Origin of the sequence: Paenibacillus sp. FSL H8-0548 (assembly GCF_038630985.1) — a bacterium.
Lineage (GTDB): Bacteria > Bacillota > Bacilli > Paenibacillales > Paenibacillaceae > Pristimantibacillus.
In genome coordinates this window covers 831,292-857,199 of the sequence record NZ_CP152049.1, presented here as the reverse complement: position 1 = coordinate 857,199, position 25,908 = coordinate 831,292, and the positions used below count along the sequence as shown (strand labels likewise).

At 46.4% G+C, this 25,908-nt stretch carries 21 protein-coding genes and 1 other annotated feature; of the genes, 7 read left to right on the top strand and 14 right to left on the bottom strand.

Annotated elements, in window-relative coordinates; genetic code table 11:
• From MHI37_RS03670 to MHI37_RS03660, 3 genes are all read right to left on the bottom strand, one after another.
• Complete coding sequence (locus MHI37_RS03670) at positions 1–840, bottom strand: sugar ABC transporter permease (protein WP_076335242.1); 840 nt, start codon at positions 838–840, stop codon at positions 1–3.
• A 2-nt stretch (positions 841–842) separates the two neighbouring features.
• Positions 843–2,156 carry a sugar ABC transporter permease gene (locus MHI37_RS03665; RefSeq protein ID WP_076335191.1) on the bottom strand — a complete coding sequence of 438 codons (1,314 nt, stop codon included), beginning with the start codon at positions 2,154–2,156 and terminating at the stop codon, positions 843–845.
• A 126-nt stretch (positions 2,157–2,282) separates the two neighbouring features.
• Positions 2,283–3,593 (bottom strand): maltose ABC transporter substrate-binding protein, encoded by a 1,311-nt coding sequence (locus MHI37_RS03660; protein WP_076335190.1) that lies wholly within the window; start codon positions 3,591–3,593, stop codon positions 2,283–2,285.
• A gap of 600 nt (positions 3,594–4,193) precedes the next feature.
• Here MHI37_RS03660 and MHI37_RS03655 point away from each other — a divergent pair.
• From MHI37_RS03655 to MHI37_RS03645, 3 genes are all read left to right on the top strand, one after another.
• Positions 4,194–5,222, top strand: coding sequence for a LacI family DNA-binding transcriptional regulator (locus tag MHI37_RS03655; protein ID WP_076335189.1), 1,029 nt, complete (start codon positions 4,194–4,196; stop codon positions 5,220–5,222).
• A 4-nt stretch (positions 5,223–5,226) separates the two neighbouring features.
• Positions 5,227–7,182 (top strand): glycoside hydrolase family 15 protein, encoded by a 1,956-nt coding sequence (locus tag MHI37_RS03650; RefSeq protein ID WP_076335188.1) that lies wholly within the window; start codon positions 5,227–5,229, stop codon positions 7,180–7,182.
• 492 nt (positions 7,183–7,674) lie between these two features.
• Positions 7,675–8,136 carry a Dps family protein gene (locus MHI37_RS03645; protein WP_218638921.1) on the top strand — a complete coding sequence of 154 codons (462 nt, stop codon included), beginning with the start codon at positions 7,675–7,677 and terminating at the stop codon, positions 8,134–8,136.
• Between the two features lie 87 nt (positions 8,137–8,223).
• Here MHI37_RS03645 and MHI37_RS03640 read toward each other — a convergent pair whose 3' ends face one another.
• The 6 genes from MHI37_RS03640 to MHI37_RS03615 form a co-directional block, all read right to left on the bottom strand.
• Positions 8,224–10,986, bottom strand: coding sequence for an FtsX-like permease family protein (locus MHI37_RS03640; RefSeq protein ID WP_076335186.1), 2,763 nt, complete (start codon positions 10,984–10,986; stop codon positions 8,224–8,226).
• Entirely contained in the window at positions 10,983–11,666 is a 684-nt protein-coding gene (locus MHI37_RS03635) for an ABC transporter ATP-binding protein (RefSeq protein WP_076335185.1), read from the bottom strand. Before MHI37_RS03635 ends, MHI37_RS03640 begins: the two co-directional genes overlap by 4 nt.
• Positions 11,667–11,763: 97 nt before the next feature.
• The gene (locus tag MHI37_RS03630; protein ID WP_076335184.1) at positions 11,764–13,077 is read right to left on the bottom strand and encodes a HAMP domain-containing sensor histidine kinase; all 1,314 of its coding nucleotides are present in this window, start codon (positions 13,075–13,077) and stop codon (positions 11,764–11,766) included.
• Positions 13,074–13,790 carry a response regulator transcription factor gene (locus MHI37_RS03625; protein WP_076335183.1) on the bottom strand — a complete coding sequence of 239 codons (717 nt, stop codon included), beginning with the start codon at positions 13,788–13,790 and terminating at the stop codon, positions 13,074–13,076. Before MHI37_RS03625 ends, MHI37_RS03630 begins: the two co-directional genes overlap by 4 nt.
• Before the next feature lie 123 nt (positions 13,791–13,913).
• On the bottom strand, positions 13,914–14,546 hold the full coding sequence (locus MHI37_RS03620) for a fumarylacetoacetate hydrolase family protein (protein WP_076335182.1): 633 nt from the start codon (positions 14,544–14,546) through the stop codon (positions 13,914–13,916).
• Positions 14,547–14,590: 44 nt separating this feature from the next.
• Positions 14,591–16,531, bottom strand: coding sequence for an ABC-F family ATP-binding cassette domain-containing protein (locus MHI37_RS03615; protein WP_076335181.1), 1,941 nt, complete (start codon positions 16,529–16,531; stop codon positions 14,591–14,593).
• A gap of 179 nt (positions 16,532–16,710) precedes the next feature.
• Between MHI37_RS03615 and MHI37_RS03610 the strand changes: the two genes are divergently transcribed.
• Entirely contained in the window at positions 16,711–17,271 is a 561-nt protein-coding gene (locus MHI37_RS03610) for a hypothetical protein (protein WP_076335180.1), read from the top strand.
• An 80-nt stretch (positions 17,272–17,351) separates the two neighbouring features.
• Here the strand turns inward: MHI37_RS03610 and fumC are convergent, their stop codons facing one another.
• The 4 genes from fumC to MHI37_RS03590 all read right to left on the bottom strand — a co-directional run bounded on the left by fumC (position 17,352) and on the right by MHI37_RS03590 (position 21,037).
• On the bottom strand, positions 17,352–18,737 hold the full coding sequence (gene fumC / locus MHI37_RS03605) for a class II fumarate hydratase (RefSeq protein WP_076335179.1): 1,386 nt from the start codon (positions 18,735–18,737) through the stop codon (positions 17,352–17,354).
• Between the two features lie 262 nt (positions 18,738–18,999).
• Complete coding sequence (locus MHI37_RS03600; protein WP_076335178.1) at positions 19,000–19,875, bottom strand: glycoside hydrolase family 43 protein; 876 nt, start codon at positions 19,873–19,875, stop codon at positions 19,000–19,002.
• A gap of 83 nt (positions 19,876–19,958) precedes the next feature.
• Positions 19,959–20,627: a bifunctional 2-keto-4-hydroxyglutarate aldolase/2-keto-3-deoxy-6-phosphogluconate aldolase gene (locus tag MHI37_RS03595; RefSeq protein ID WP_076335177.1), complete on the bottom strand. Its 669-nt coding sequence runs from the start codon at positions 20,625–20,627 to the stop codon at positions 19,959–19,961.
• 98 nt (positions 20,628–20,725) lie between these two features.
• The gene (locus MHI37_RS03590; protein ID WP_076335176.1) at positions 20,726–21,037 is read right to left on the bottom strand and encodes a Dabb family protein; all 312 of its coding nucleotides are present in this window, start codon (positions 21,035–21,037) and stop codon (positions 20,726–20,728) included.
• A 650-nt stretch (positions 21,038–21,687) separates the two neighbouring features.
• Between MHI37_RS03590 and MHI37_RS03585 the strand changes: the two genes are divergently transcribed.
• Positions 21,688–22,356: a hypothetical protein gene (locus tag MHI37_RS03585; RefSeq protein ID WP_076335174.1), complete on the top strand. Its 669-nt coding sequence runs from the start codon at positions 21,688–21,690 to the stop codon at positions 22,354–22,356.
• A gap of 486 nt (positions 22,357–22,842) precedes the next feature.
• On the opposite strand, the gene MHI37_RS03580 is transcribed toward MHI37_RS03585, so the two are convergent.
• Complete coding sequence (locus tag MHI37_RS03580; protein WP_306010658.1) at positions 22,843–24,048, bottom strand: aminotransferase class I/II-fold pyridoxal phosphate-dependent enzyme; 1,206 nt, start codon at positions 24,046–24,048, stop codon at positions 22,843–22,845.
• 53 nt (positions 24,049–24,101) lie between these two features.
• Positions 24,102–24,338: a binding site (T-box leader), on the bottom strand.
• Between the two features lie 245 nt (positions 24,339–24,583).
• Between MHI37_RS03580 and MHI37_RS03575 the strand changes: the two genes are divergently transcribed.
• A complete protein-coding gene (locus MHI37_RS03575; RefSeq protein WP_076335172.1) occupies positions 24,584–25,261 on the top strand; it encodes a class I SAM-dependent methyltransferase in 678 nt (225 codons plus the stop codon).
• A 260-nt stretch (positions 25,262–25,521) separates the two neighbouring features.
• Complete coding sequence (locus tag MHI37_RS03570) at positions 25,522–25,863, top strand: hypothetical protein (RefSeq protein ID WP_076335171.1); 342 nt, start codon at positions 25,522–25,524, stop codon at positions 25,861–25,863.
• Positions 25,864–25,908 lie beyond the last annotated feature (45 nt).

Sequence of the window (25,908 nt, the reverse complement as noted above, 5' to 3'; positions counted from 1 at the left end):
TTATCCTTTCGAGGCACCTGACATCAATCCTTGCACCAAGAAGCGCTGCAGGAACACGAACAGCAATGTAATCGGAATCGCAATCAACACCGCGCCAGCAGCAAACAGCGTGAAGTTGCTGTTTTGGTAGGAGTTAACAAGATCCCACATGCCGACCGCAAGCGTCCAGTTATCTTTGCTGCGAAGCACCAATCTTGCAAAAATAAAATCAACCCACGACCCCGTAAACGTGGTCAACGCTACGTAGGTGAGCATTGGACGAGACAGTGGAAGCATGATCTTCATAAATACTTGAAGATGAGTAGCGCCATCGATTCGAGCCGCTTCATCAAGGCTCCGCGGTATCGTATCATAAAATCCTTTTACTACAAATCCGCCAAGCACTGCACCTGCCGAATATACGATAATAAGCGCAGCATGCGTATCAAGCAGGTTCAACTGCAATAAGAAAATGAAAATAGCGATCATGCTCATGAAGCCTGGGAACATGCCGAGTACAAGCATAATCGTTAATGTCATCTGACGACCGCGGAAGCGGAAACGCGATAAGGCATACATGCTGAGCGTGACTAGAATCGTTGAGAAAATCATCGTCAGCGTCGCAATTTTAAGCGTATTCACGTACCATACCCCGAAGCGAAAGCTCGGATTCGTGAACAATTCCTTATAATGAACAAACGTAATCGATTCCGGGATTAGCGTCGTACTGAATAAGGAGGTTCCTGGACGCAGCGAGGATAGCACTACCCACAGAGCAGGATAAACCGCGCAAACAGCAATGGCTATCAGAACAAGATAGCTCAGCGTCAGACGCACAAAATTAGCGGTTTTGCGACCCATTTTCATTGAATCATATCCTCCTCTTTAAATGACCGCGAGCGACGATAGTTAATAATAGAGAAAGTCGCCACGATCGCGAATATGATGATCCCGATAGCAGATGCCATATTGTATTGACTGTTGTTCAGTGTCAGCTTATACAGCCACGTAACGAGCAAATCCGTGCTTCCAGCAAATTGATAATCACCCTTCACTGGATCGCCGTTCGTCAGCAAGAAAATAACGTTGAAGTTATTGATGTTGCCTGCGAATTGTGTAATCAGAATTGGCGCTGTAGAGAACAGTACAAACGGGATCGTGATAATGCGGAACTTTTGAATGCCTGACGCTCCGTCAACGTCGGCCGCCTCATACAAATCCTTCGGAATGGCTGTCAGCACGCCAAGAATAAGCACCATCGATACGGGGATTCCCACCCACATATTTACGACTATAACGGTGACCTTCGCCCAGAACGGGTCCGTCAGCCAAGGCAGCTTGCCCATCCCAAAGTACCCTAAATATTGATTGATAGGACCAAATTGTCCGTTAAACAGATTTCTCATGACGAGCAGGGAAATCAGCTGTGGAATGGCATATGGGATAATAAACAGAGTGCGCCAAAGCTTCTTAAAGCGAATGCCCTTCTGTTCAATTAGCAGCGCAACGAGCAAGCCGCCAAAATAAGTCGTTACCGTTGCGATAACCGCCCAAATGATCGTCCAAGTAAAGACGCCAATAAAGGTATGGCTCCAGGTTTTCAGCGTAAGTAGATTAGCAAAGGTTTGAAAGCCTACCCAGTCGACCAGCTTAGCTGGCGGAATATGATCAGGCGAGGCATAGTTGGTAAAAGCGAGCATGACCATAAAAATGATTGGCATGATGGTTAGAAACAGAACCCCTAGCACCGGCAGTGTAAGCATCAAATGCGGGAAATTGCGATCCAGCACATAAGATACCGTCTTCCGGAAGCTTGCAGGTAAAGCACCTTCATCTCTTTGCTTGCCGTTCCGATATGCATCGCGGATATTCATGACATAAATAATAATAAAAATGACTAATAAAAATATAGTAATTAACCCGCTTATTAATAGAAAGATCGAATGATCTCCTTCGACCCGAACACTAATTTTACCGATTTTCTCTAGTCCCTGCGTCTTTTCGCCGAGCGTTACAATACCCCAAACGGCTCGCCCAATATTCGGTATAAAATACATAAGCGCTGCCGCTTCGACAGCGAGCATAATTAAACCCTTAATGATTTGGCGGTTATACAATTGGCCAAGACCCATTACAAGTAACGACAATATAGCCGCAGTGCTGCGATGACGATTCATCCCGCCTGGCTCCCTTCCTTTCATCTGTAAAACGTTCTAAGCCGCCGTGATGAAAACAGCTGCAGATCACAAGCATCAGTTCGCCCGCCGATGCTGTATCGGCGGGCGGCACCTGATTTTCACTTATTATTTCGCTGCGGTACCGTTATTCGCATCCTTGATTTGCTGTACTGCATTATCAAGCGCTGCTTTCGCATCTTTTCCGGAGTTCCAAACGTCAGAGAATGCTGCCGCGATCGGGCTCCATACGTTGGCCATCTCTGGAATCGATGGCATAGGCGTCGATTGATTAAACTGAGCAACAAAACCTTTTACAATTTCATCACTTTGAACAGATGCATCATTTGTTGCTTCCGTATTGGCTGGAATAGCGCCTGTCAATTCAAAATCCTTCAGTTGAGCAGCTTTGGTAGCAGCAAAGTTAGCGAACAAACGAGCTGCATTCGGATATTTCGAAAATTGATTGACGTACCAAGCTTTAACGCCAGAGAAAGAAGATGCCGGTTGACCATTAATGCTCGGGATTTGAACTACGCCAAAATCAATGCCTGCGCTTTTGTAATCTGCAATTGTCCAAGGACCGTTAATGTCCATCGCAAGCGTTCCGCTTGTGAACAAACCTTTCTTGATGTCATACGTAATGTCGCCGGAGTTAAGCGGTAAAATACTGTTTCTCAAGGAGCCGTAATAGGCTAGACCACTGATTGCACCTTCTGTGTTCAAACCGATATCGTCCTTGTTCTGACCGTTATCACCGTACACATAACCGCCGGATACAAAAGGATAGTTGAAGTAGAAGTTCCCTACATCCCACATCAGAGCGTATTTGTTGTTTGGAACATCGTTGAATGTTTTTGCGAATTCAACAATTTCGTCAAATGTTTTTGGAGCTTCACTAATTAATGCTTTGTTGTAGAACAAAGCGTAGGTTTCGATCGAACGAGGGTAGCCATAGAGTGTACCGTCATAAGAAACTGCATTTACTGCAATTTCAGAGTTTTCCGATCTGCTAATCTCTTCATAAAAATCGTTTGGCAATACAAGTCCCGCAGTAACTGCTCTACCTAAGTTATCATGTGGGAAAACAACTACGTCAGCGCCTAGGCCTGCTGGTCCGTCCGTTGTCAATTTCGTTACTTGATCGGCTGCGCCAACCTCCTCGAACTTAACTTCAATACCGTATTTATCAGTAAATTCCTTTGCAATAGCTTCAACGAAGGGACGCTCCTCTTTACTTTCCCATACGAGCAGCTTTGCGCCATCCTCCGGCTTAATTTCTTCTTCAGCAGCTGCTTCATTCGTGCTTCCTGCTGTGTTGTTTGCTGCTTCATTCGTTGCGTTAGCCGCGTTTTCCGCGTTGCCCCCATTGTTAGCTCCGCCGCATGCGGATACGATAAACAAGGCAGTGATTAATGACATTGCAAACCATTTTTTCATGCTAGGTAATCCCCCTTCATAATGTGTTCCATCCCTTTTTGTGTGAATCAGAACCATCCACGACCCTTCACTAAGCTCATTTTCTTAAAATATAGGAAAGTATATCCTTTCGCCATACTTTCTCTATATTTCTCCGGAATGAAACGTGCAGCGCCGCTAAAGGACGGCGACAGCCGTTTCACCTTGAAACACTGTCTGTCTACAAACGCTCGTGGCATCTCCTAGAATTCCCTATTTACATGTAAGAAATCCATAATCTCAAAAGTGCGCAAACGTTTGTACAACTAGTGATAGAAAATGCTGTGAAATTCGTATTTGATCCGTATTCCACAGCTTTAAGCTAGTTTATTCGTCATGTAAGCGTTCTATTCGTGGATTCATCATACAACAGAGAGCACCGTTTGTTAAAACGTTTGCACAGTTCAATAATCGAAGAAAATAACAGTTTATCTTCAATTTTCTTCGATTATCTCCTTCTGTTTCAGTTTTTTATCATTTGTGCAACTGAATCCTAAGATATATATTTACTTTTAGACAACAGTTGCATTAGGATGAAGCATAGAATGCACACACGATTGCGTGATGGGGGCTCAATTATATATGGTGACCATTAAAGATATTGCAAAAGCTGCTGGAGTTTCTCCTTCAACTGTTTCCAGGGTCGTTTCAAATCACCCTCGAATTAGCAAGGCAACAACTCAGAAGGTAAAAAGGTATATGGAGGAGATGGGCTACCATCCTAACGCGATGGCCAAAAGCCTCGTCTCAAAAACGACTCAAACGCTGGCGATTATGCTGCCTCGACCTGCTGAAGAGCTGTTTCAGGATTTTTTCTTCGGCGAGTTGCTGCGCGGCATTTTAACACAATCCACGCGTTCGGGCTATGACATGCTGCTGACAGCAGCCACCTCTCCTAGTGATGAAACGGAGACGGTATCGCGATTAGTATTTGGACGCCGCGTAGATGGTGTTATTTTGTTATCCTCGCGAGTAAATGATCCCTTAATCGAGCTATTGAACAAGCATAAATTCCCGACTGTATTAATCGGGCGCACCGAAGGTCATCCCAATATTTTATCCGTCGACAATGACAACGAACTCGCTGCCTATGATGCGACGCAGCATTTGATCCTCCAAGGACATGAGCGAATTGGCTTCGTCAGCGGGCCGCCAGCACTCACGGTAGCCCATGATCGGATGAACGGTTATCGGCGAGCTATGCATGAAGCCGGATTGAAGGTTAGATCCGAGTGGATCGTCGAAGGCGAGTTTCTACAGCAAAGCGGCTATCGGGCGATGTCCTTCATGATGAGCTTGCCCGAGCGGCCAAGCGGTCTCGTCGTCATTGATGATGTCGTTGGATTTGGCGTACTGCGGGGGTTAACCGAGCTTGGCTTTAAGGTTCCTGACGATCTTAGCATTGTAAGCTTTAACAACATCGCTTTATCCGAGCTTGCTACTCCTCCAATTAGTTCTATTGATATTGGAACGTACCAGCTCGGCTATACTGCTTCTCAAATGCTCATTCGTTACATTAAAGAAGAGAGTGTGCATCAGAACCGGATGATTATTCCGCACAGGCTGATCGTTCGTGAATCATCGATACAAAGCGTAGCCAAAAGGAGTTGACCACATGTCTAGTAAAAAACCTTTTTTAGTTGACGCCATTATTGGCAATTCAAAGTTCCTTGCATCATTAGGGCGCACAGGCAAGCTTTATCGCCTGTGGTGGCCCCATATCGATTTGCCGCAGCATGTAGATGCCATGCGGACCGGAATTCAGTGGCAGCATTCCCCTGTTACTTGGTTTGATGAAGAAGCAGACGGCTGGAAGCATAACGCGGAGTACGCAGAAAAAACGAATATTTTCAGAGTTAACGCTCATTCTGAGCAGCATAAAATGCAGGTAAACAGCTTGCATTTCGCGGTTCCTGGTCAAGATTTGATTGTTCGTGAATATACATTTACTAATGTTAGCGATGAGCCTGCTTCCTTCGCCTTTATTTTGCATTCCTCTTTCCTAGTAAGTGAGAATCATCTGTATAACACCACTTTGTTTCATGCAGATACCGATTCTTTGGTTCATTTTCGCCATAAGTACTATTTTGCGCTTTCAAGTGCAAACGTATGCACAAGTTATCAAGCAGGCCTCTCATGGGACTCCGTTCAAAATGGTGAGCTGAATGGCGCCGTTATTGATATGAAACCAGATGGCGCTTTGAAATGGAGCATTAATTCCCTTGCGCCAGGCGCATCGGTGACCATCCCCGTATACATTGCCGCGGGTCATGATGAACAGGAAGCATTACAGCAATTGCAGAGGGCGAAGGAAAAATCAAGCACCGAATGGATAGCCGAAACGACAGATTACTGGCATAACTATTTGTCAGTTGCTGCTCCTTGCCCTATTGACGATGATGACATTGCAGATTTATATGATCGCTCACTTCTCATGTTCAAGCTGATGTCTGACGAGCAAACCGGCAGCATTATTGCTGCACCCGAATTTGACGAAAACTTTGCCCGCTGCGGCGGTTATTCTTATTGCTGGGGCCGGGATGCCGCATTCATTACAACTGCGCTTGATAAAGCAGGCCTCGGCTCGCTCTCTGACAACTTCTATGCTTGGACACTTACGGCACAATCGCCTGACGGCTCTTGGCAGCAACGCCACTATCACGATGGCAGCCTAGCACCCTCTTGGGGACTTCAAATCGATGAAGGCTCATCGATTCTATGGGGAATGTGGCAGCACTATTCTGAAAACAAGGACAGCCGCTTCGCGGAGCAAGTATGGCCTGCTGTTGAGAGAGGAGCTACCTTCTTGATGAGCTACCTTGACGCGAAAACCGGCTTGCCTAAGCCGAGCATCGACCTTTGGGAGGAACGCGAAGCATCACACACCTACTCCTCTGCTGCTGTTTTCGGCGGGTTGACTGCTGCAGCAAGCTTCGCTGAGGTAGCAGGCAAGACTGAGCTGGCCGCGGAATGGACCGCAGCAGCTGAGCGAATCGCTGCCGCAATTAATGAGCTGTGCTGGAACGAGGAAGGCGGAAGCTTCTACCGCGGTATAAATTTGACTGTCTCTGCCAGCAAATATGAGCAAGCTATCGCAGCAGGAGCTGCAGGATATGCAACCGAGGGCAATAAAGGCTACATGAAATATACGCTTGAGCGCGACCCTGTCATAGATATCAGTTTGCTAGGCATCGCCGTACCTTTCGGCGCTGTTCCAGCTGACCACGACTATATGCGGCGTACCGCAGATACCATTGAAGCTTCCTTAACAACGCCTGGCGTAGGCGGAATTAAGCGGTATGAGGATGATAACTATATCGGAGGAAATCCTTGGATTCTCACCACCCTTTGGCTGGCGCATTATCGCATTCAGACCGGAAACCTTGAAGCTGCAAAGCAGCTGCTGAAGTGGGCGCTTGATCACCGTACAGCAGCAGGCTTGCTTCCTGAGCAAATAGACAAGAATACCGGCGAGACCGCATGGGTCGTCCCTCTCACCTGGTCGCATGCCATGTTTATTTTGACGATATTTATGCTCGCAGAGGCTGAGGCTTCTGTAATAAATCAATAAAGCAAAATGTAATAGACAGGGATAGCCGCTTAAGGCCCCGACTCCCAGACCTCTCGGCTATACGACCATCTTGGGCTGTCTCTGCTTTCCCCCACTACTCTGTCTATCCTGCACTTAAGCAGTAACTTCGTGCTTTAAATCGTCTATGGCTTTCCTATACTGTATGATTGCAATAGAATACCTTATTTTTGCTCTTTTCACTCCTAAATGGACATCTATGTTGTACGGAGTACAACATAGCTGCCCTCCTGCCTCGATAAATAGCCACTATCCTGCACCAGTACAGGATAGTGGCTATTTTAATCCAAGTCATTAAGTACTATTTGTTTCAATCGTCTCAAATACGTTTATATATATTGACAATCACTTATTTATTTGTAATAATTATAAATAAGGATTTAGTCTAATTTAATCTTTATTAAAAATCACCGTATTTATTCCGTATTTGCCAACTATGATCTGAGCAAACTATCATCAGAAAGGATGATTATTATGACAAACGCAACTACTACAAAATCGACAACTGTACAGCAGCATCTAAACCATCAAATTGCCAACTGGAGCGTTCTTTACATTAAGCTTCACAATTATCATTGGTATGTGAAGGGCTCCCAATTTTTCACCTTGCATGCGAAGTTCCAAGAGCTTTATGAGGAGGCTGCGCTTCACGTAGATGAGCTGGCTGAACGCCTGTTAGCCTTGAAAGGCAAACCCATCGCGACGATGAAGGAGCATTTGAGCACCTCCAGCATTGGTGAAGCATCGAACAAAGAGGATGCGACAGATATGGTCGATCAATTGATCGCGGACTTTACAAAGGTGATCGGCGAGCTTAAGACGGGTATGGAAGACGCCCAAAAAGCTGGTGATGAAACTACAGCCGATATGCTCCTAGCAATTCATACAACACTTGAGAAGCATGTATGGATGCTGAGCGCATTCAACGGTAAATAAACAGCAAAAAGAGGGTGTCCCATAAGCGTAATCGCTGCTGGGGCACCCTCTTTTTGCTTACACTTAGCTCAGTTAGCATCCAAAAACTTAATCATTCCCCATTCTTAGCGCATCCACAGCCTTTAGCTTTAGAGCCGCTCTTGCCGGCGCAATATTGATAATCAAGGAGGCCGCGAGCAGCACGCCAATAATTGGAATAAGGATGTCGTAGGGATAGATGAAGACGAAGGGCTCTTCATAAACGCGAATATCATATTTTATATTTTCCGAAAAAATACGCACTCCGCTCGAGCCAACTCCCCATCCTACGAGCAGACCAACCGCACTGATAACGAAGCCTTCAATAAAAAACATCATATAAATGTTTTTGTTAGATACGCCAAGACAGCGCATCATTCCCACCTGCTTGCTCCGCTCACGCACAGCTCTAAACTGAATAATGGCAAGTCCCATAATTCCAATGAAGGCTGACATCACACTAAAGCCGATGAAGCCATAACCAAGCTGCTTGTTTATTAGCTGCTCCGCTGAATTTTTGAGATAAGGGACATCAAAGGTTAATACACCTCCAATAGCAAACCTCTCCTCCAGCGCCTGCGCCAGCTTGATATCCTTGTAATCAAACTGGAACAAAATAAAGCCAAGTTCGGTCTGATTAGGCCATTTATGACCATAGGGACGAAACTCTCTTACTACCTCCTCATTCATAAACGTTGCTCCATAAAAATCAATCAATTGCGTCGCAGCATCGTTTGGAACAAAGCCTGCAACAATGAAACCCCGCTGTGCTTGCGGCACCCAATCCTCTGTATCGCTTCTCAGCTTATTTTCATATATCGGAAGTGTAATGGTTTCCCCTGCTTCCACTAGCGTAATCGCTTCAGGAAACAACGGGTCCTCCATCCCGTAATAATAAGGCAATATAATATAATTAGGGTCATTTAATACCGCCTCCCATGCTGCCTGATCATTCGCAAACATAGGCGCTCGAGCTAATAATTGGATTGGATTATCCCGAATAAGCTCCTTGGTCACTGGAACAGCTGCTTGCGCGATGCCTCGCTCTATCATACTGAGCATGAAGGGTTCTGCTGTCGTCAATCCACGAATATGTTCCTGAATAAAAGGATCATTAGCAGCGGCTGCTTCTATTTTCTCCTTCTCTGCCGCTGTCCGGTACGATGCGTAGCCGCCAAAGCCAAACACCGTCTGATTCGTTCGATCAACATTTCCGTTAGCAAGTACGATTTGCATGATGCAAACGATAAAGGTTATGGTCATCATAACTAGCGCAAACAAAAGTGCTGCCGTATAGGTTCGTCCTTTATGCCATCGCGGGTACTTAAGGGCAAGCATTATGGAAAGCGGTGGAATACCCACAAAACGCAGCAGCCTTTGCAAAGGACCATCCATTTTGTTTAATAGCGACAAAACGATGAAAAGAACAAAGAAGCAGGCGACGAGCCACGTCCATGCAATAAGGAGCATATTTTCACCATTCAATTTTGGTGGTTGAACAAATGCAAAAATAAAATGAATGGAGGCAGCAGACAATCCAAACGCAAAAACTATGCGGAATCCTATTCGTCTGCTTCCTCGGCGTCTTCCTTTATCTCCCGTCTCCGCTGCTCCTCGCAATGCTCCAACGATGCTGAATCGACTCACTCGTCGAGCGGATAATAAGGAGATCATGCTAAGAAAACAAAGCATAGCCCCAAATACAACAGCCACCGTCCCTATAGATATATAGGGTTGGATAGGTATCGTATTGCCAGCCATTCGCGATAACTCCGCCGAATAGACACCATAGAACTGATGGATAAGATTATATCCGCCCCAAACTCCTAGTATTGTTCCTAGTGACACGCTCATTAAAGAGAGCAATATCGCTTCTACTGTGAACATGGCTGAAATATTTCCTTGAGAGAAACCAATTGCGCGCAGAATTCCGTAAGTTTCCTGTCTGGATTCACCAATCATGACTAACACCTGACGCATGAAGAGCATGCTGGATACGATGGCTACCATACTGATCATGCCTATAATGACAGCGTAATTCATTCGTTTAATATCCGATTTTACATTTCCTTTCAGATTCTCAACATTGTATGAATACTCAGGAATGAGATACATATGGTTTGGATCAACAGATGAGTTCGAGACTCCTGCTAGTATCGCATCATAGCGGTCCTGAGCCTGATTGGAAAGTTCTCTAACGGTATGTTCAGTACCGATAATCGTGCCGGCAAATGCACCTGACTCCAGATATCCTGTTAATCCCCGCTGCTCGGTTACAGCACGAATACGGAATAGCTTGTCTCCATGCGATGCAGTTACCGCTACAGTATCTCCAGCTTCGACTTGCAGCAGCTTGGCGATTTCACGATTAATAATGAGCTCATCGTCAGCAAGGCCCGCACGCCATAATGAAGCACCAGCGAGATCAAAGCTAACAGCCTTCTCCATAGAAAATCCCATAAATAATATGTTTTTCAGCGCCGCTTCCGTGCCTGTACTCGCGTCCTTGGCAAATACAGCGGCTTCTGTCTTTACGTAAGGCAGCATAGTGTAGCCATCCCACCGCTCAAGCAATACATCTATCAACGCTTCTGTCTCCTGAGCGGAGAAGCCCTCGTTATCCGATTTCTCCGGCGTCAACTTCCAGTTGATCGGCCCTAAATGTGCCTCTATCCACACTGCGCCGCTGCGTTGAACGGAATCATAGTTGACAGCGCTAGCAGCAATCAGCATTGCGCCGATGGCACCTGCAAAAATCGTTAGCAGCGTCTGCTTCCATTGCTTCCGAAGGTTCCCTAATGCCATTCTCCAAACGAGACTTGACTTGATCATAACGCCACGCCTCCATCATGGATAACGCGGCCGTTTTGCAAGCGGATAGCGCGTGTTGTACGGCTTGCGATTCTAGGATCATGAGTAACAATAACGATGGTCGTTCCATGATGACGATTCAGCATTTCCAGCATACCGATAATTTGTTCAGCTGTGTCCGTATCCAGCGCACCTGTTGGTTCATCCGCCCAAATGATATCAGGCTTCCCTACGATAGCTCTCGCAATAGCAACACGCTGGTTTTGACCTCCCGAGAGCACGCTTGGATAATGAAGTGCTTTGTCAGCCAGCCCAACCTCCTTAAGTGCCTCGAGCGCTCGTGCTTTAGCTTGATTAGCGGGAATGCCTGCGGCAATTAGCGGGAGTGCCGTATTCTCCCACGCACTCAATACCGGAATAAGATGGTAGGATTGAAATACGAACCCCATTCTCGCTAGCCTCAGCTTTGCAATTTTCTTGTCATCCCATGTATGAATAGGTGCATCACCAATCCATATTTCACCGTTGTCAATAGACTCGATCCCAGCCAAAATATGCAGCAATGTCGACTTTCCGCAGCCGGATGGCCCAGTAATGGACACCATTTCCCCTTTGGAAATCGTGAAAGAAACTTCACGGAGCGCTCGCGCAGCAGCTTCTCCCTTGCCATACGTCTTGAAAATATTTTTTACGGTAATCATCTTCTTAATCCTCACCTCTTGTTCCATTGAATGCCTTAACTCTATCAAAAGGTTATGCATTCCTAATGGAGCAAATATGCAGAACTTGTGCAGATAACTATACTTCTATAATCGGCAAACATAGTGTAAATATTGCCCCCTTGCCGTAATGGCTCGTTACTCGGAGTGTCCCGCCATGTGCTTGTGCAAATTGATTGGCTATCGCAAGTCCAAGGCCTAAACCGGGTGAGCGCTTGTTCGCCTCATGATGAGCCTTCCCCCTGTAAAAGCGATCGAATACGTAAGCTAATTCCTCCTCTTCAATGCCGAGGCCGTCATCAGCAACGCTAATCTCCACTTGCCCTTGCCCAAGTCTCGCCTCGATCCGAAGCTCATGGCGTGTATGCTGAAGTGCGTTGCCAATTACGTTAATTAAAATTTGTCTAATCCGAGTCTCATCGGCATATAGACGAATATCTCGATCCATAACCGTATTTAAAAGTATTTCATTCTCAACTGTATCGACTGCGAGCGTCTCGGCAACCGTTGCAGCAAGCTCGGTCAAGGAGAACCAGCTTTTGCTAAGAGACAGATGACCAGATTCGGCAAGCGACAGCTCCTGAAGATCACGTACCAGCTTCGTGAGACGGAGCGTCTCGTCATGCAGCGATACGGTTTTGGATAGAGGAAGCAGCTCTCCTTCCTGAATCGCATGATCCAGCTGCGTTCGCATCACTGCAATTGGCGTTCGAAGCTCATGAGCAATATCTGCGACCATCGACCTCCGAACTGTTTCCAGTCGTTCCACCCGCCGCGCGAGCTCCTCTATATGGTTTAATGCAGCTTGAATATGTATTTCTCCGCTAGTATGAGAATCATCCATTAGAGCAGAGCTTGAACGACTCCATATCGCTTTCGCGATGGAACGCTCGGTACGATTTGCGACATACTTAGACTGACGAAGTATCCCTGCTCCTATTAGAAACACAAACAGCCCGATTATGAGCGACAGCAGCAAACTTTTGCTGCTAATCGTCACTTGCAGCGTGTTAGAGTAGCTCGTGTAACCTACAATCTCACCTTCAGAGAGAATCGCTATTTTTCGGGCATGTTTGGCTATACTTTCCTTATTGTCAAGCTCTGCAGCTATAGTCGTACCATCTTTATCGTATATTGTAAGCATAGGTGATTTATCCTCCGCAAACATATAGCGATCTGCTTGCAGAAGCGCAGTCAGACCGGACCAGCTCCCCGTTTTCTCATAATATAGCTTTGCGTACCCATTCCAAAAAAGCTGATTTTTCGTTTGATCTGTCTGTTTCGAATCCATCAAAAGCCACTGTGAACAACTGAATGTCAATAGAACCACAATGGCACATATAAGGACAAGCCGTTTCTCCCCGCGCCGCCCCTGCGGTTCATTCTTCTTCATCTAAACTCCTCCGAAAAACGATAGCCCACGCCATATACCGTCTGGATCAGCTCTCGCGTCTCCTTAGCCGCCTCCAGCTTGCGGCGCAAATTGCGAATATGCGAATCTAGCGTTCGCTCATAGCCTAGAAAGCTATCGCCAAGAGCCTCGTCCATTAAATGTGTACGAGTAAACACTCGTCCAGGATATTCCGCCAGCTTCCATAGCAGCAAATATTCGGTGCGAGTTAAATCAAGCCTTTGCTCGTTTAAAAAAGCAGCGAAACGCTGCTGGTCGAGCCTTAACGGACCTCTATATAGTAACGAATCATCAGGCAGCTCAGACAGTGATAACGTCTCTTCGCCTATCCGGCTTGCTCTGCGCATAACCGCTTTAATTCTAGCGCTTAATTCTCGCAGACCAAACGGCTTCGTCAAATAATCGTCCGCCCCCAGCTCAAGCGCCAGCACCTTATCGAATTCATCCTCCTTGGCCGTTATCATAATGAAGGGCAGCTTCCATTCACGTTCGTTCCGCTTACAGATGTCTATTCCACTTGCTCCGCCTGGCAGCATCCAATCAACCAGCAGCAAATCTGGACCCACCTTTGGTATTAGGAGCTCCGCCTCCTTGAGCGTAGAGGCGCCGTAAACCTCTACAGCTTCCTTGCTCAAATAGCTTGCGCACTCCTGCAGCAGCTGCTCTTCATCTTCGATCCATACAATTTTCAACATCCACTCACACTCCCATAAACAAATTGTTACATAAAAAAAACAGTTCTTCCAAGTGGGGAAGAACTGTCATATTTAACGAAATTTATTTATTTTCCTAATCATTCAATCTTCTTGCTTGTCCAGCTAGACAAACCTCACGCTGCAGCTGCCCGCAGGCTTACCTGCCCACAAGGCTTGCAGCTGATCGCCGTCCTGCAGCGCTGCTACGCCAGCTGGTGTTCCCGTATAAAGAATGTCGCCAGCGCCAAGACCGTAGTTCTCGCCTACAAACCTGATCAGCTCAGACACGTTAAACAGCATATCACTCGCCTTGCCGCGCTGTGCGACGACGCCATTTCGCATGAGCGTAAACTCAGTCTCCGCCAGCGCTGCTGCGCCGGGGTAATGCTGCCATTCACCGAGTGGAGCGGAGCTCTTGAACCCTTTGGCCGCAAGCCAGGGCTGGCCTTTGGCCTTCAGCTTGGACTGTACATCGCGGAGGGTTAAGTCAAGTCCAAGCGCCATCGCATCAATGCACTGCTCCGTATCCATTCCCGGCTCATAAGCTTTCCCGATGCGCAGCACGATTTCCAGCTCAAAATGCACCTCTCCCACATTTGCAGGAAGCTCGACAACATTCCCGTTCATCGCTACAACCGCATGAGAGGGCTTTGTAAAAACGAGCGGCTCATCCGGAACCTCATTGCCTAGCTCAAGGGCGTGAAGCCTATAATTACGTCCAATACAATAAATATTACGAATTTCGTTAGCGCTCATGTACAAAGCCGCCTCTCTATTTTAGATAAATCTTGCCTCTCAGCTTACTTCTGAGCAGCAATTTGCTCCGCCAGCTCATTCAGCTCCGCCCAGCGATCCATCAGCTTCTCCAGCTTCGCTTCCAGCTGCTGCTGCTCAGCGGCAAGCTCCTGTAAAAGCGCAGAGTCACTGCTCGCGGCTTCCATGCGGACGGCTATTTCGCTTATATCGTTTTCTGCTGACTCGATCCAGCTATCGATTTGCTCAAAGTCCTTCTGATCCTTATAGGACATCTTGAGTACACGGCCTTTGCCTGCTGCAGGAGCAGGCTCACTTGCTGCAGGAGCTGGCTCGCTTGCTGCAGTTACTGGGACAGCCTCAGCTTTTGGCGCAACTGCTGCTGTACCAAACTTCTGAACAAACTCCTGATAATCCGAGTAATTGCCCGTGTGATGTGTAATGACGCCGTCGCCCTCAAACGCAACAATTTTGTCCACTGTACGATCAAGAAAGTAACGATCATGCGAAACGACGAATACGACTCCCGGAAAATCATCCAAATAATCCTCAAGCACCGTAAGCGTCGATATATCCAAATCATTTGTCGGCTCATCGAGCAGCAGCACATTAGGTGCGTTCATGAGTACTCGCAATAATTGCAAACGCCGCTTCTCTCCGCCCGACAGCTTGGAAATCGGTGTCCACTGCATCGTCGGCGAGAACAGGAAGCGCTCCAGCATTTGGCCTGCTGATATCGTCGTGCCATCTCCCGTCTTTACCTGCTCAGCAGCTTCACGAATATATTCGATAACACGAAGAGATTGATCCATCTCCTCATGCTCCTGCGAGAACCAGCCCAGCTTAACAGTAGCACCCAGGTCAACTGTTCCCTCATCAGGCGTCAATTGGCCCATGATGAGCTTAAGGAGCGTCGACTTTCCGCTACCATTGCGCCCAACAATACCAACCCGATCCTCGGGAACCCCGATGTAGCTAAAATCTCGAATCAGCGTACGTTCGCCGAAGCGCTTCGTCACTTCTTCGATTTCTACGATCTTGCGGCCCAGCCTAGTTGAAGCAACCGATACATCCATTTTGCCGCCTGCCTGCTTCGGTGCATCCGCCTTCAGTGCTTCAAAACGATCAATACGCGCTTTCTGCTTCGTCGACCTCGCTTTGGCCCCGCGTCTGATCCAAGCAAGCTCATTGCGCAGCAAATTTTTCCGCTTCGACTCTGTAGATGCTTCCCGCTCTTCACGATCAAGCTTCAGCTCAAGAAAGCGGCTGTAATTCGCTTGGTAGAAGTGGGCTTGCCCTTTATCCAGCTCGATCACACGGTTGCTTACACGATCAAGGAAATAACGATCATGCGTAATCATGAGAAGGGCGCCTCTGCGTTTTTGCAGCATTCCCTCCAACCATGCCACCGAATCGTTGTCAATATGGTTCGTAGGCTCATCAAGAATAAGGACATCTGAAGGCAAGAGGAGCGCTGCCGCCATCGCGACCCGCTTCCGTTGGCCGCCCGAGAGCGTCTCTACCTTCGCCTCAAAATCATAAATGCCGAGCTTGGTCAGCGCCATTTTGGCGTCGCTCTCCAACTGCCAAGCATCCAGCTCAGACATCATCTCATTAGCCTTCATAAGCTGATCCTGCAAAGCTGTGTCGCTTGGATTTAGTTCAATCGCCTGCATTGCCGCTGCATAAGCCTGCACCGCTCGAAGCTGCGGTGAATCACCGCCAAGCACATGCTCTAGCGTCGTTTCATTCGGAACAAATATCGGGTCCTGTGCGAGCATTCTCACCGTTACCCGGTTGCCGATTGACACCTTGCCTGAATCTGCCGGCTCTAGGCCCGCAATAACCTTGAGGAAGGTCGATTTCCCCGTTCCGTTAACGCCTATAATACCAACCTTATCGCCGTCCTCGACGCCAAAGGTAACATTTTCGAACAATACCTTCTCGCCATAGCTCTTCGTTATATTTTCTACTGATAGTAAATGCATGAGTCAAACCTACTTTTTTAGATGAATTGCTGCCTGCGCAGTCACTCGTATCATACCATAAAAAGGTCTATGCCACACTTTACTCACCCATATCAAGGCAAGCAGCCCCTGTAAAAGTCAGGTTTATAATTAACAGCTGATATGCCGATATAGTAAGTATGAGGAAGGAGTGATTCCGCATGGGTAAGCCTTATATATTTATATTTACCGGCACAAGCGGTTCCGGCCGCAAGAGCGCGGCACACAAGGCTTTGCAAAACACCGGCATTGCACATATCCCCTCCTGTACCGATCGACCGCCGCGAAGCCAAGAGCGTCCTGACATGGATTATCGCTATGTTACCAAGGAGCAATTCGACCAGCTAAACCAAGAGGGCTTCTTCACTGAATCGGTTAAAATCGACCAGCATCGCTATGGCATTGGCAAACGCTATCTTGATTTGGCAGGGCTAGCCGGCAACAGCGTCTATCTGATTTTGAATCGCGAGGGCTCGGATACGATTTGCAAGCTTTACGGTGATCGCGTGATTCGCATTTTCCTGTATGTTGATAAGAAAACGGTATTGGAGCGGCTCGAGAGCAAGGGTACGAACTATGAAATCATCGACAGCTACCTTAGTCACTATTCCGAAGAAGTCACTTATCGCAAGTCTTGCGAGCATGTCATCGAGAATATATCCCTTGAGCAAACCATTAAGCAAATCAAAACCATCGTAGACAGCTATTTTCAGCCAAGTTAAGGCAGATCATTTAAATAAATAAAGGGCCAGCGCCTCGTCGTAACATGACGGGCGCTGGCCCTTTTTACTGCTATTGTAAATTAACGTTTTCCGATCATATTCTCGGGGCGAACAAATTCATCGAACTGCTCTGAAGTCAGCAAGCCGCTAGCAATAGCCGACTCTTTGAGCGTAAGCCCTTTTTTATGAGCATTCTTCGCAATCGCAGCCGCATTCTCATAACCAATATGAGGATTAAGCGCCGTAACGAGCATTAGTGATTGATCAAGGTTGCGCTTGATTACCGCTTCGTTCGGCTCGATGCCTACCGCGCAATTATCGTTGAACGATACCATGCCATCAGCCATCAGCGCTACAGATTGCAAGAAGTTATAAATAATGACTGGCTTAAATACGTTCAGCTCAAAGTTACCTTGGCTTGCAGCCATTGAAATAGCTGTATCATTGCCAATGACTTGGCATACGGCCATCGTCAACGCTTCACTTTGCGTTGGGTTAACTTTACCTGGCATAATCGAGCTGCCCGGCTCATTCTCAGGTATCGAAATTTCGCCAATCCCGCAGCGTGGACCACTTGCCAGCCATCTTACATCATTGGCGATTTTCATCAAATCAGCCGCAAGAGCTTTAACCGCACCGTGAGTATATACGATTTGGTCATGGCTTGTAAGCGAGTGGAATTTGTTAGCTGCTGTTACGAAGCTTTTGCCTGTGAGCGCAGTCACCGCTTCTGCAACGGTAACAGCAAAGTCAGGATGAGCATTAAGTCCCGTACCAACCGCCGTACCGCCGAGTGCCAAATCACGCATCGTATCTACACTTTGAACGAGCATGGCACGCGTTCTGTCCAGCATGGAGTACCAGCCGCTAATTTCTTGTCCCAGCGTAATTGGCGTAGCATCTTGAAGATGTGTACGGCCGATTTTTACAATATCGTTAAACTTCTCTGCTTTGGCACGAAGCGTATCATTCAGCAAGTCAAGCGATGGAAGCAAACGATCCTCCAGTGCAATTACACCAGCAATGTGCATAGCTGCTGGGAACGTATCGTTTGAGCTTTGGGAGCGGTTAACATCATCATTCGGATGAATGCGCACTTCACTGCCGCGTTCAGCCAGCAAAGTATTAGCACGATTAGCAATAACCTCATTCACGTTCATATTCGTTTGCGTACCGCTGCCTGTTTGCCATACGACAAGTGGAAAATGCTCATCCCATTTGCCGGAAACAATTTCATCTACCGCCTCGCCGATGATTGCAGACTTAGCTGCATCCAATACGCCGAGCTTCTCATTAGCCTGTGCGGAAGCTTTTTTGATATAAGCCATCGCATAAACGACTTCGATCGGCATCCGCTCTCCGCTAATTTTAAAGTTTTGCAGGCTTCGTTGTGTTTGCGCACCCCACAGCTTGTCTGCAGGAACTTGAATCTCGCCCATTGTGTCCTTCTCAATCCGATAATCCATTAATTGAACGACTCCTTTAACCAATTGATATTTCTCTTCATGACCCTGTTTCTGTTATAACGCTATTCTAGATCAGAATCAAGCAATGAAGCCTAAATCGGGCAGAAGAATTGTTCTCGCGTTCACGATTCATAAACATTTAGCCCATTAACACTCTCTCAACTATATAAGTTGAACTAGAAATTTATGTTCTGTTCGCTGCGTGAGTAGATCATTTTTTAAGTTCAACTTATATAGTCATTTCAACAAGCAAGCGGTCAGGCTATGCTTTTCTTTGCAGTGTGCCATTATTTTCTTCTACTTCTATAAATAAAGCCCGCTCGTCCGGTTGATTGTTCGGCGCGTGCATAGCTAGCATCAGCTTGCCCTCCAATGATCGAAACAACATGCCATGTCCGCCGTCCTCTGGAAACAGCGTTGCTTCATCCTGCTCCCAAGGTCCTTCGATTCGTCCATTCTCGGAGCGTGCGATTCCGATCGCGTACCCATTCTTGGAACCGCTGGACCATAGCATAAGCAGCTCGCCTTCTTTATTTTTGTACAAAAAAGGCCCGTCCGTCACGTATACATCTTTGTCTTCTCCTCCAGCAACGGCCCAAGGAGCCTCCGAAGCAGAGAAAAGCACAATCGGTTCGCCAGCAGCTTCACTGAAATCCGAAGTAAGCGGAACCGCGCACATTTTCCCATCCCTCATCTGCACCCACTCATGGCAAAATACCATCCAAGGTGTCTGATCCTCGTCAATATAGAGCGTCCCATCCAGACACTCCCACTCCGAAGGTGTGATTGGTTTACTGCTGAGCGGCTCGAAAGGTCCTTTTGGGCTATCCGATATTAAGATTTGCGTAGCGCGTCGCTTCTCATCTGACTTGAACGATGCAAACATATAATAATGGCCGTTGTGCAAATAAACCTCAGGCGCCCAAAAATGATGATCCGCCCAAAAGCCCGGCTCTGGCCTGAAGGCTGGATAAGGACCATCCCATTGCTCCAGATCTGTGCTTTTGTAAGTATCGAAGCCCGTTCCAGGCCCGGACCAGACATTGCTGTCCGTTGTACCGTAAAGGTAATAACATTGCTCTTGCTCATTGACGAGTATGTATGGGTCACGAATTCGGATTTGATCACGATTAATCATTGCTGCAACCTCCATGAATTATGTTATGAACACCGATAAAAAAAAACCTGATAGAGCTAATAGCGCTCCATCAGGGTATGAGGCTACAGCCCTTTTGCTTCGCGGTACGCCGCAACGTAAGCCGCTGCTTTTTTCTCAATAAGCGAGAAATCACCGGTTTTGACCGCATCCTTCGTCAAATCAGATCCAATGCCGACTGCTACTGCGCCAGCCTTGATCCAATCCTTCAAATTATCCAGCGATACGCCGCCCGTTGGCATAACATTAGCTTGAGGCAAAGGACCTTTAATAGAAGGAATAACACTTGGAGAGTAGAGGTTGCCAGGGAATAGCTTCACAATATCAACGCCTAGTTCAAGCGCAGTTTGGATCTCGTGAATAGTCATCGTGCCTGGCAGGATCGGAACCGCATATCGGTTGCAAAGCTTGATCGTATCCGGATTAAGTGCAGGAGACACCACATACTCAGCACCTGCTAGAATAGCAGCACGCGCCGTCTCTGGGTCAAGCACTGTGCCAACGCCTATGATGGCAAAATTGTCCGCATCCGGTGATACACTGCTGGAATATTCCTTCGATAATTGCTCAATGGCGCGAAGCGCAAAAGGTACCGTCATCGTAATTTCGATCGCTTTAATTCCACCCTTAATTGCACGGCGCGACATTTCTACAACTTCTTCTGGAGAATCCGCACGCAATACCGCTACAACGCCCGCTTCCGCTAGCTGCTGCAGCACTCTAAGCTTTTTCATTCGTTAAACCCTCTTCCTATTTTGTTCGTATTTGTTTGAATAAGTTCTATATATACCGTTCATTATATGCCGTTTCAGCTAATTCTTCAATGATTGTCCTATTTTGCGTAATCGATTTCCAGAAATTTTTCAACTTCCGTCACCCAGCGTTCATTAACAAATTGCACGTGAAGCGGATGCTCATTGTATGCATCATAATCCGCCTGATTCGCAAACTCCATCGCAAAGCCGTGATCATAATCATTTTTCACACTCGTTTGCTTGTACACTTGAAAGTTCACAACGGTTGGTATTGAAGTAAGTATGCGCTTACCATCCTCCAAAAACTGACTCTCTGCCTCCGAACCCTTCTCATGCTTTAAGCTGAAAATAACCGAATGCAAAATCCAATCTTTCGATTGTGATGACATAGGTATCGCTCCCTCTACTATAGTAATTTAGTATTATTCCATTAAAGTAACACAAATGCGCCTACAAATGAAACGTTTGCGAGGCATTCCTCTCCAGTAAACTAATTAATTCCTTGGCGGTAAGCTCCTTCGTCCTTTGACTAACCTGTTACTTGCTTTGCGCTGTTGTATCCCCTTTTCGCTATTGTGACCTCCGTTACACTGCACTTTGTGCAGTAGAATGGACCTTTTTCTAGTGCCAGCTCTGCTACGCTGCACTTTTTGCAATAGAATCATCTTATATGAGCCTTTTCCCTTGCTTGAAGGCCGTTTCTGATGCATTTTTACAATGTAGCTCCTAATTCGAGGAGCCATGTCAGGTTTCTGTTGTACTTTATGCAGTGTATACTCAGTCGCTGCTTAACCAACCCATGCCGCATGATTCGCTCAAGCTCCTTCGTCCTTTAACTAACCAGTTACTCACTCATCCCCCGAAAAAACGAGCTAAACTAGCCAGTATTTTAATCAGATCGAATTCATTTCTCTATTCATTCAAGATTATACTTCCAGCCTGCTGAATGGGATGATATACTTTGAGCAGACGAAGAACGTCCTAAAGCCATCCTTATGGCATTAGGGCGTTTTTTTCATTTTAAAGGGGGCTTCTAGGAATGAGCGATTTTGAGCAAAGCTACAATGAATTTATTGAATATCATGAGCTGTGCCGTAACGGGGAAAGAAGAGGACGCTTATTAAGAGGACATGGCTTCGCAGAAAAGCTGCTGCTGCAAAACGTATGGTGGCCGCTCTTTGGCACCTTTCGCAACCTCCATCCAGAATATGAAATATATGATTGGAACCGCAAATCACAATTTCTCGATTTTGCATTCCTACCTGAATTTGGTCAGTTCGGAATAGAATGTGACGGTTTCCAAAGCCATATTAAAGATATGGATAGAGAAAAGCACAGCTATGCGGTGAATCGAGAAAACTTTTTAACGGGCATGGGCTGGAGGATGCTTCATTTCACATTTGACGATGTACAAAGACGTCCCGAGATTTGTCGTATGCTTCTGCAAATGGCTCTCGCTCCTCACCTCATTCGCAGCGAGTTTGATCATCAAATTACTTATAAAGAGCGAGAGGTCCTACAAATCGCTTGGTCATTAGGACGCAAGATCCGCCCAAAAGATGTTCAAGACCACCTGCAGATTAATTTTCGCACAGCTCGCAGCAGACTTCTTTCTCTTGTACAGAAACAGCTGCTTTTGCCTATTATTAATGGTAAGGACATTCGTTATTATGAGTTAGTTGAAGGCTCGCATGAGAGACTTTTATAGGTGTGTTGGAGAGGGCATTGTACATCGCAACATCCACCCAGTACTTAATAATTAGTGTGCTGAAGTGAGATATATGACAGATACTTTACCGTCGCACGTGGGTTGCCATCATTCAACCATTCCAGGGCAACCCACACGCTACTCACAATAAACACCATTCTCAGCTCACACAGCAACTCATACACTACTCCACACAAAGCACCATTCACTCCTTCTAAAACAAACCCTGCCCGTACACTGCAGTTATTACAATGTAACTCCATCGTTAACAGTAAATCCGTGGCTACAGTGTACTTATTACAATGAAATAGTCTATTTCCGCTTCTTTTCCCTCATTGAAGGCTGATTCTGTTGTATTTCTGCAGTGTAGCTCCAGTTTCCAGCCTCCATGCCAGGTATCTGTTGTAAAAAGTACAGCAGAGGTAGCAATAAGGAGGTGAGCTTATTACATCCATCATGCCAATCCGGCCGCCTGCTTCGATTTGGTTAATGACGGCCATCACCACTTTTTCTTGCCATCCCCGTTGCATTTAAGCACCGATCTAAACGATCAAGCGCCTCCGTAAGTCTAGCTACAGACGATGCGTAGGAGCAGCGGATAAACCCTTCCCCGCCAAGACCAAATACATGGCCTGGAACGGTAGCCACTCCTGCATCCACTAGCATTTTTTGGGCAAAAGCATCGGAATCAAGCCCTGTATGTGCGATCGATGGAAATGCATAAAATGCTCCGCGCGGCTCATGACAGGGCAAGCCGATTTCTCTTAAGCCCTTCACAAACATCCGTCTGCGCTGCGCATAGGACTCTACCATCATATCCTTTTCACCTAAGCCGTTTCGCAGCGCTTCAATCGCGGCAACCTGCCCAATGATGGGCGCACACATAACCGTATACTGATGAATCTTCAGCATTGCAGCAATTAACTCATAGTTACCGCAAGCATAGCCGATTCTCCAGCCTGTCATCGCAAAGGCTTTAGAAAACCCGCTTATAAGCAGCGTTCTCTCCCGCATACCCGGCAGCGCCGCAAAGCTTACATGCTTCTCGTCATAGGTCAGCTCTGCATAGATTTCATCGGATATTACAACTAGATTATGATCCTCCACAACCTTCGCAATAGGCAGCCAATCTTCATAGGTCATAATTGCGCCGGTAGGATTGTTAGGATAGTTAATAATGAGCACCTTCGAGTGTGGAGTAAGCGAAGCCCTCAAAGCCTCAGCCGTCAGCTTAAAATGATTCTCTGCAAACGTTTCGACTTCGATAACTTTCCCTCCATTTAGCTGCGCAATTGGCGAGTAAGCAATATAACTAGGCACAGGAACGATAATTTCATCGCCTGGCGTGATTAACGCCCGCAGTGCCAGATCAATCGCTTCACTTCCTCCAACGGTAACGATGACTTCATTATCCGGCTCATATTTCACTTGAAAGCCGTTGTACAAATAGTTTGCGATTTCTTCCCTTAGCTCCAAAAGCCCCGCATTCGGCGTATAGGAGGTCCTTCCGAGCTCCAATGCTCGAATGCTGGCTGCCCGTACATGCTCCGGTGTTACGAAGTCCGGCTCCCCTACACCAAGTGAGATTATATCTTTATTCCCCTCCGCTAAGCTAAAAAACTTACGAATGCCCGAGGGCGGAATTTGTTGTACGATTGGCGAGATCATTTGGCTCATTGACCATGTTTTCATGTTTTTTCCTCCTAAAATGTGATTAGAAAACAAAAAAAAGAGACCCATCCCTGTAAAGGGACGAGTCTCCACCCGTGTTACCACCCTAGTTTCACGCCAAAGCGCGACACTCTGCTCATGTATCTATCAATACATGTTCCCGTTAACGCTGGAAATGCGGCAGAGCTTACTCTCGTTCAGCCCGCTTCTCAGAGATGGCTTTCCGCTAGTACCCGAACGTTGGTTTTCAGCTGCCCCAACTCTCTGTTTGATCAGGCCCATAACGTACTCTTTCTCGTCATCGAATATAAAAGCTATTCATCTTGTCATATAAAATCAACGATAATCATAAAATTTTACCAATAATAACATCAAAACGACGGAGATGCAATACCCACATTTTAACTTTAATATCCAATCCGTCTTATAGATTTATTCTATAAAGTTTATATCGTTTATATATTTCTATAATGAAGCTGGAAGCTGTAATATACAACTTAACACAATAAAAGCAAATTCCAGCATCTGTCCAGCATAATTTGAGGAGGCTAATTTTATGAGTGATATTGTAAAAAAACAGTTTGATGACGTCGCTCCCGAGTATGATCGTCAGCGCCGCCAGCTTATTCCTTGCTTTGATGATTTTTATGGGATAGCAGCTGACCTAGTAAACTGCAGCAGCGATGCTCCACGCATATTGGACTTAGGCGCCGGTACAGGACTTTTCTCCTCCTTCATACGCAGCAAATATCCTAACGCTTCACTAACCTTGATTGATTTAAGCGAGGAGATGCTGAAGGAAGCCCACTCCCGCTTCGGTCAAGATCCTGCTGTCAGCTACATCACAGCTGATTATACCAGCTATCCTTATACCGAGAAGTATGATGCAATTATCTCCTCACTATCCATTCACCATCTGACGCATCCTGCAAAACGAGCGCTATTTCAAACCATTCATGGTCTCCTTCTAGACGGCGGCATATTCGTTAATGCTGATCAGGCGGCTGGCACAACGGTCTATTGGGATGATTACTATATGTCTAAGTGGAAAGAAGCGATTTGGCAGAGCGGCTTGGATGCCAAAGCGATTGAAGCATCTATTGAACGAAGAAAGGTCGATATAAACGCCACGGTACAAGATCAGCTGGACTGGTTACTTGAAGCTGGGTTTGAGCAAAACGACTGTGTATATAAAAACAACTTATTTGCTGTTTTCGCAGCTTTAAAGAGCTGATCGCCATCCTAATCCTTCTTTGACAGATAAGCCGACTTATAATGAAAAACTTATAAATTCTTATCTATTCAAAAAAGCCTCAACTCCACAGCAAGTTAATTCCAACTAAATTTATATGAATTAACTTGTTGTGAATATATATGTGCCCTAAAGATGGGAATTCCCTATCTCTTCTACCTCCATAAAAACCACTTGCAATCCCTTTAATTCCGAGTATAATACTAGGTATACAAACGTTATGGAGATTGGAGCTGTCTAGAATGACCTATTCCGAGAAAAAGATTGCAGCAGCATGGGTTGATGATTATTTAGATCTTTATAACTTTGCCGTGAATATCGGAGATACAGCTTGGCAGCAACAAATCCTCCAATCACTGCGTGCCAAAGAGAACCATATTCGTCTCGTCATTGAGCATGGCATTCGTGTAGACCTATGGCTTCGTTTCGATCAAATTAATCGTAAAATGCTTGATATATATGAGCAGCTTCGCAGTTCTCAGCATTCAGAACAGCAGCAGAAGCAGCTAAGAGAAAAGGTATGGGAGTTCAAGCTTCAACGGGTCATGATTGCAAGCAAGCTGAAAGCTCACTATGCACAATAAGGTGAGAGTACGAGGCTGGATTGCGGAAAAAGAAAAAGCTCTGAA

What these genes read in the sequence shown, in the direction of transcription:
- MHI37_RS03670 (WP_076335242.1), bottom strand. Translation starts at nt 840, where the DNA reads ATGGGTCGCAAAACCGCTAATTTTGTGCGTCTGACGCTGAGCTATCTT.
- MHI37_RS03665 (WP_076335191.1), bottom strand. Translation starts at nt 2,156, where the DNA reads ATGAATCGTCATCGCAGCACTGCGGCTATATTGTCGTTACTTGTAATG.
- MHI37_RS03660 (WP_076335190.1), bottom strand. Translation starts at nt 3,593, where the DNA reads ATGAAAAAATGGTTTGCAATGTCATTAATCACTGCCTTGTTTATCGTA.
- MHI37_RS03655 (WP_076335189.1), top strand. Translation starts at nt 4,194, where the DNA reads ATGGTGACCATTAAAGATATTGCAAAAGCTGCTGGAGTTTCTCCTTCA.
- MHI37_RS03650 (WP_076335188.1), top strand. Translation starts at nt 5,227, where the DNA reads ATGTCTAGTAAAAAACCTTTTTTAGTTGACGCCATTATTGGCAATTCA.
- MHI37_RS03645 (WP_218638921.1), top strand. Translation starts at nt 7,675, where the DNA reads ATGACAAACGCAACTACTACAAAATCGACAACTGTACAGCAGCATCTA.
- MHI37_RS03640 (WP_076335186.1), bottom strand. Translation starts at nt 10,986, where the DNA reads ATGATCAAGTCAAGTCTCGTTTGGAGAATGGCATTAGGGAACCTTCGG.
- MHI37_RS03635 (WP_076335185.1), bottom strand. Translation starts at nt 11,666, where the DNA reads ATGATTACCGTAAAAAATATTTTCAAGACGTATGGCAAGGGAGAAGCT.
- MHI37_RS03630 (WP_076335184.1), bottom strand. Translation starts at nt 13,077, where the DNA reads ATGAAGAAGAATGAACCGCAGGGGCGGCGCGGGGAGAAACGGCTTGTC.
- MHI37_RS03625 (WP_076335183.1), bottom strand. Translation starts at nt 13,790, where the DNA reads ATGTTGAAAATTGTATGGATCGAAGATGAAGAGCAGCTGCTGCAGGAG.
- MHI37_RS03620 (WP_076335182.1), bottom strand. Translation starts at nt 14,546, where the DNA reads ATGAGCGCTAACGAAATTCGTAATATTTATTGTATTGGACGTAATTAT.
- MHI37_RS03615 (WP_076335181.1), bottom strand. Translation starts at nt 16,531, where the DNA reads ATGCATTTACTATCAGTAGAAAATATAACGAAGAGCTATGGCGAGAAG.
- MHI37_RS03610 (WP_076335180.1), top strand. Translation starts at nt 16,711, where the DNA reads ATGGGTAAGCCTTATATATTTATATTTACCGGCACAAGCGGTTCCGGC.
- fumC (WP_076335179.1), bottom strand. Translation starts at nt 18,737, where the DNA reads ATGGATTATCGGATTGAGAAGGACACAATGGGCGAGATTCAAGTTCCT.
- MHI37_RS03600 (WP_076335178.1), bottom strand. Translation starts at nt 19,875, where the DNA reads ATGATTAATCGTGATCAAATCCGAATTCGTGACCCATACATACTCGTC.
- MHI37_RS03595 (WP_076335177.1), bottom strand. Translation starts at nt 20,627, where the DNA reads ATGAAAAAGCTTAGAGTGCTGCAGCAGCTAGCGGAAGCGGGCGTTGTA.
- MHI37_RS03590 (WP_076335176.1), bottom strand. Translation starts at nt 21,037, where the DNA reads ATGTCATCACAATCGAAAGATTGGATTTTGCATTCGGTTATTTTCAGC.
- MHI37_RS03585 (WP_076335174.1), top strand. Translation starts at nt 21,688, where the DNA reads ATGAGCGATTTTGAGCAAAGCTACAATGAATTTATTGAATATCATGAG.
- MHI37_RS03580 (WP_306010658.1), bottom strand. Translation starts at nt 24,048, where the DNA reads ATGAAAACATGGTCAATGAGCCAAATGATCTCGCCAATCGTACAACAA.
- MHI37_RS03575 (WP_076335172.1), top strand. Translation starts at nt 24,584, where the DNA reads ATGAGTGATATTGTAAAAAAACAGTTTGATGACGTCGCTCCCGAGTAT.
- MHI37_RS03570 (WP_076335171.1), top strand. Translation starts at nt 25,522, where the DNA reads ATGACCTATTCCGAGAAAAAGATTGCAGCAGCATGGGTTGATGATTAT.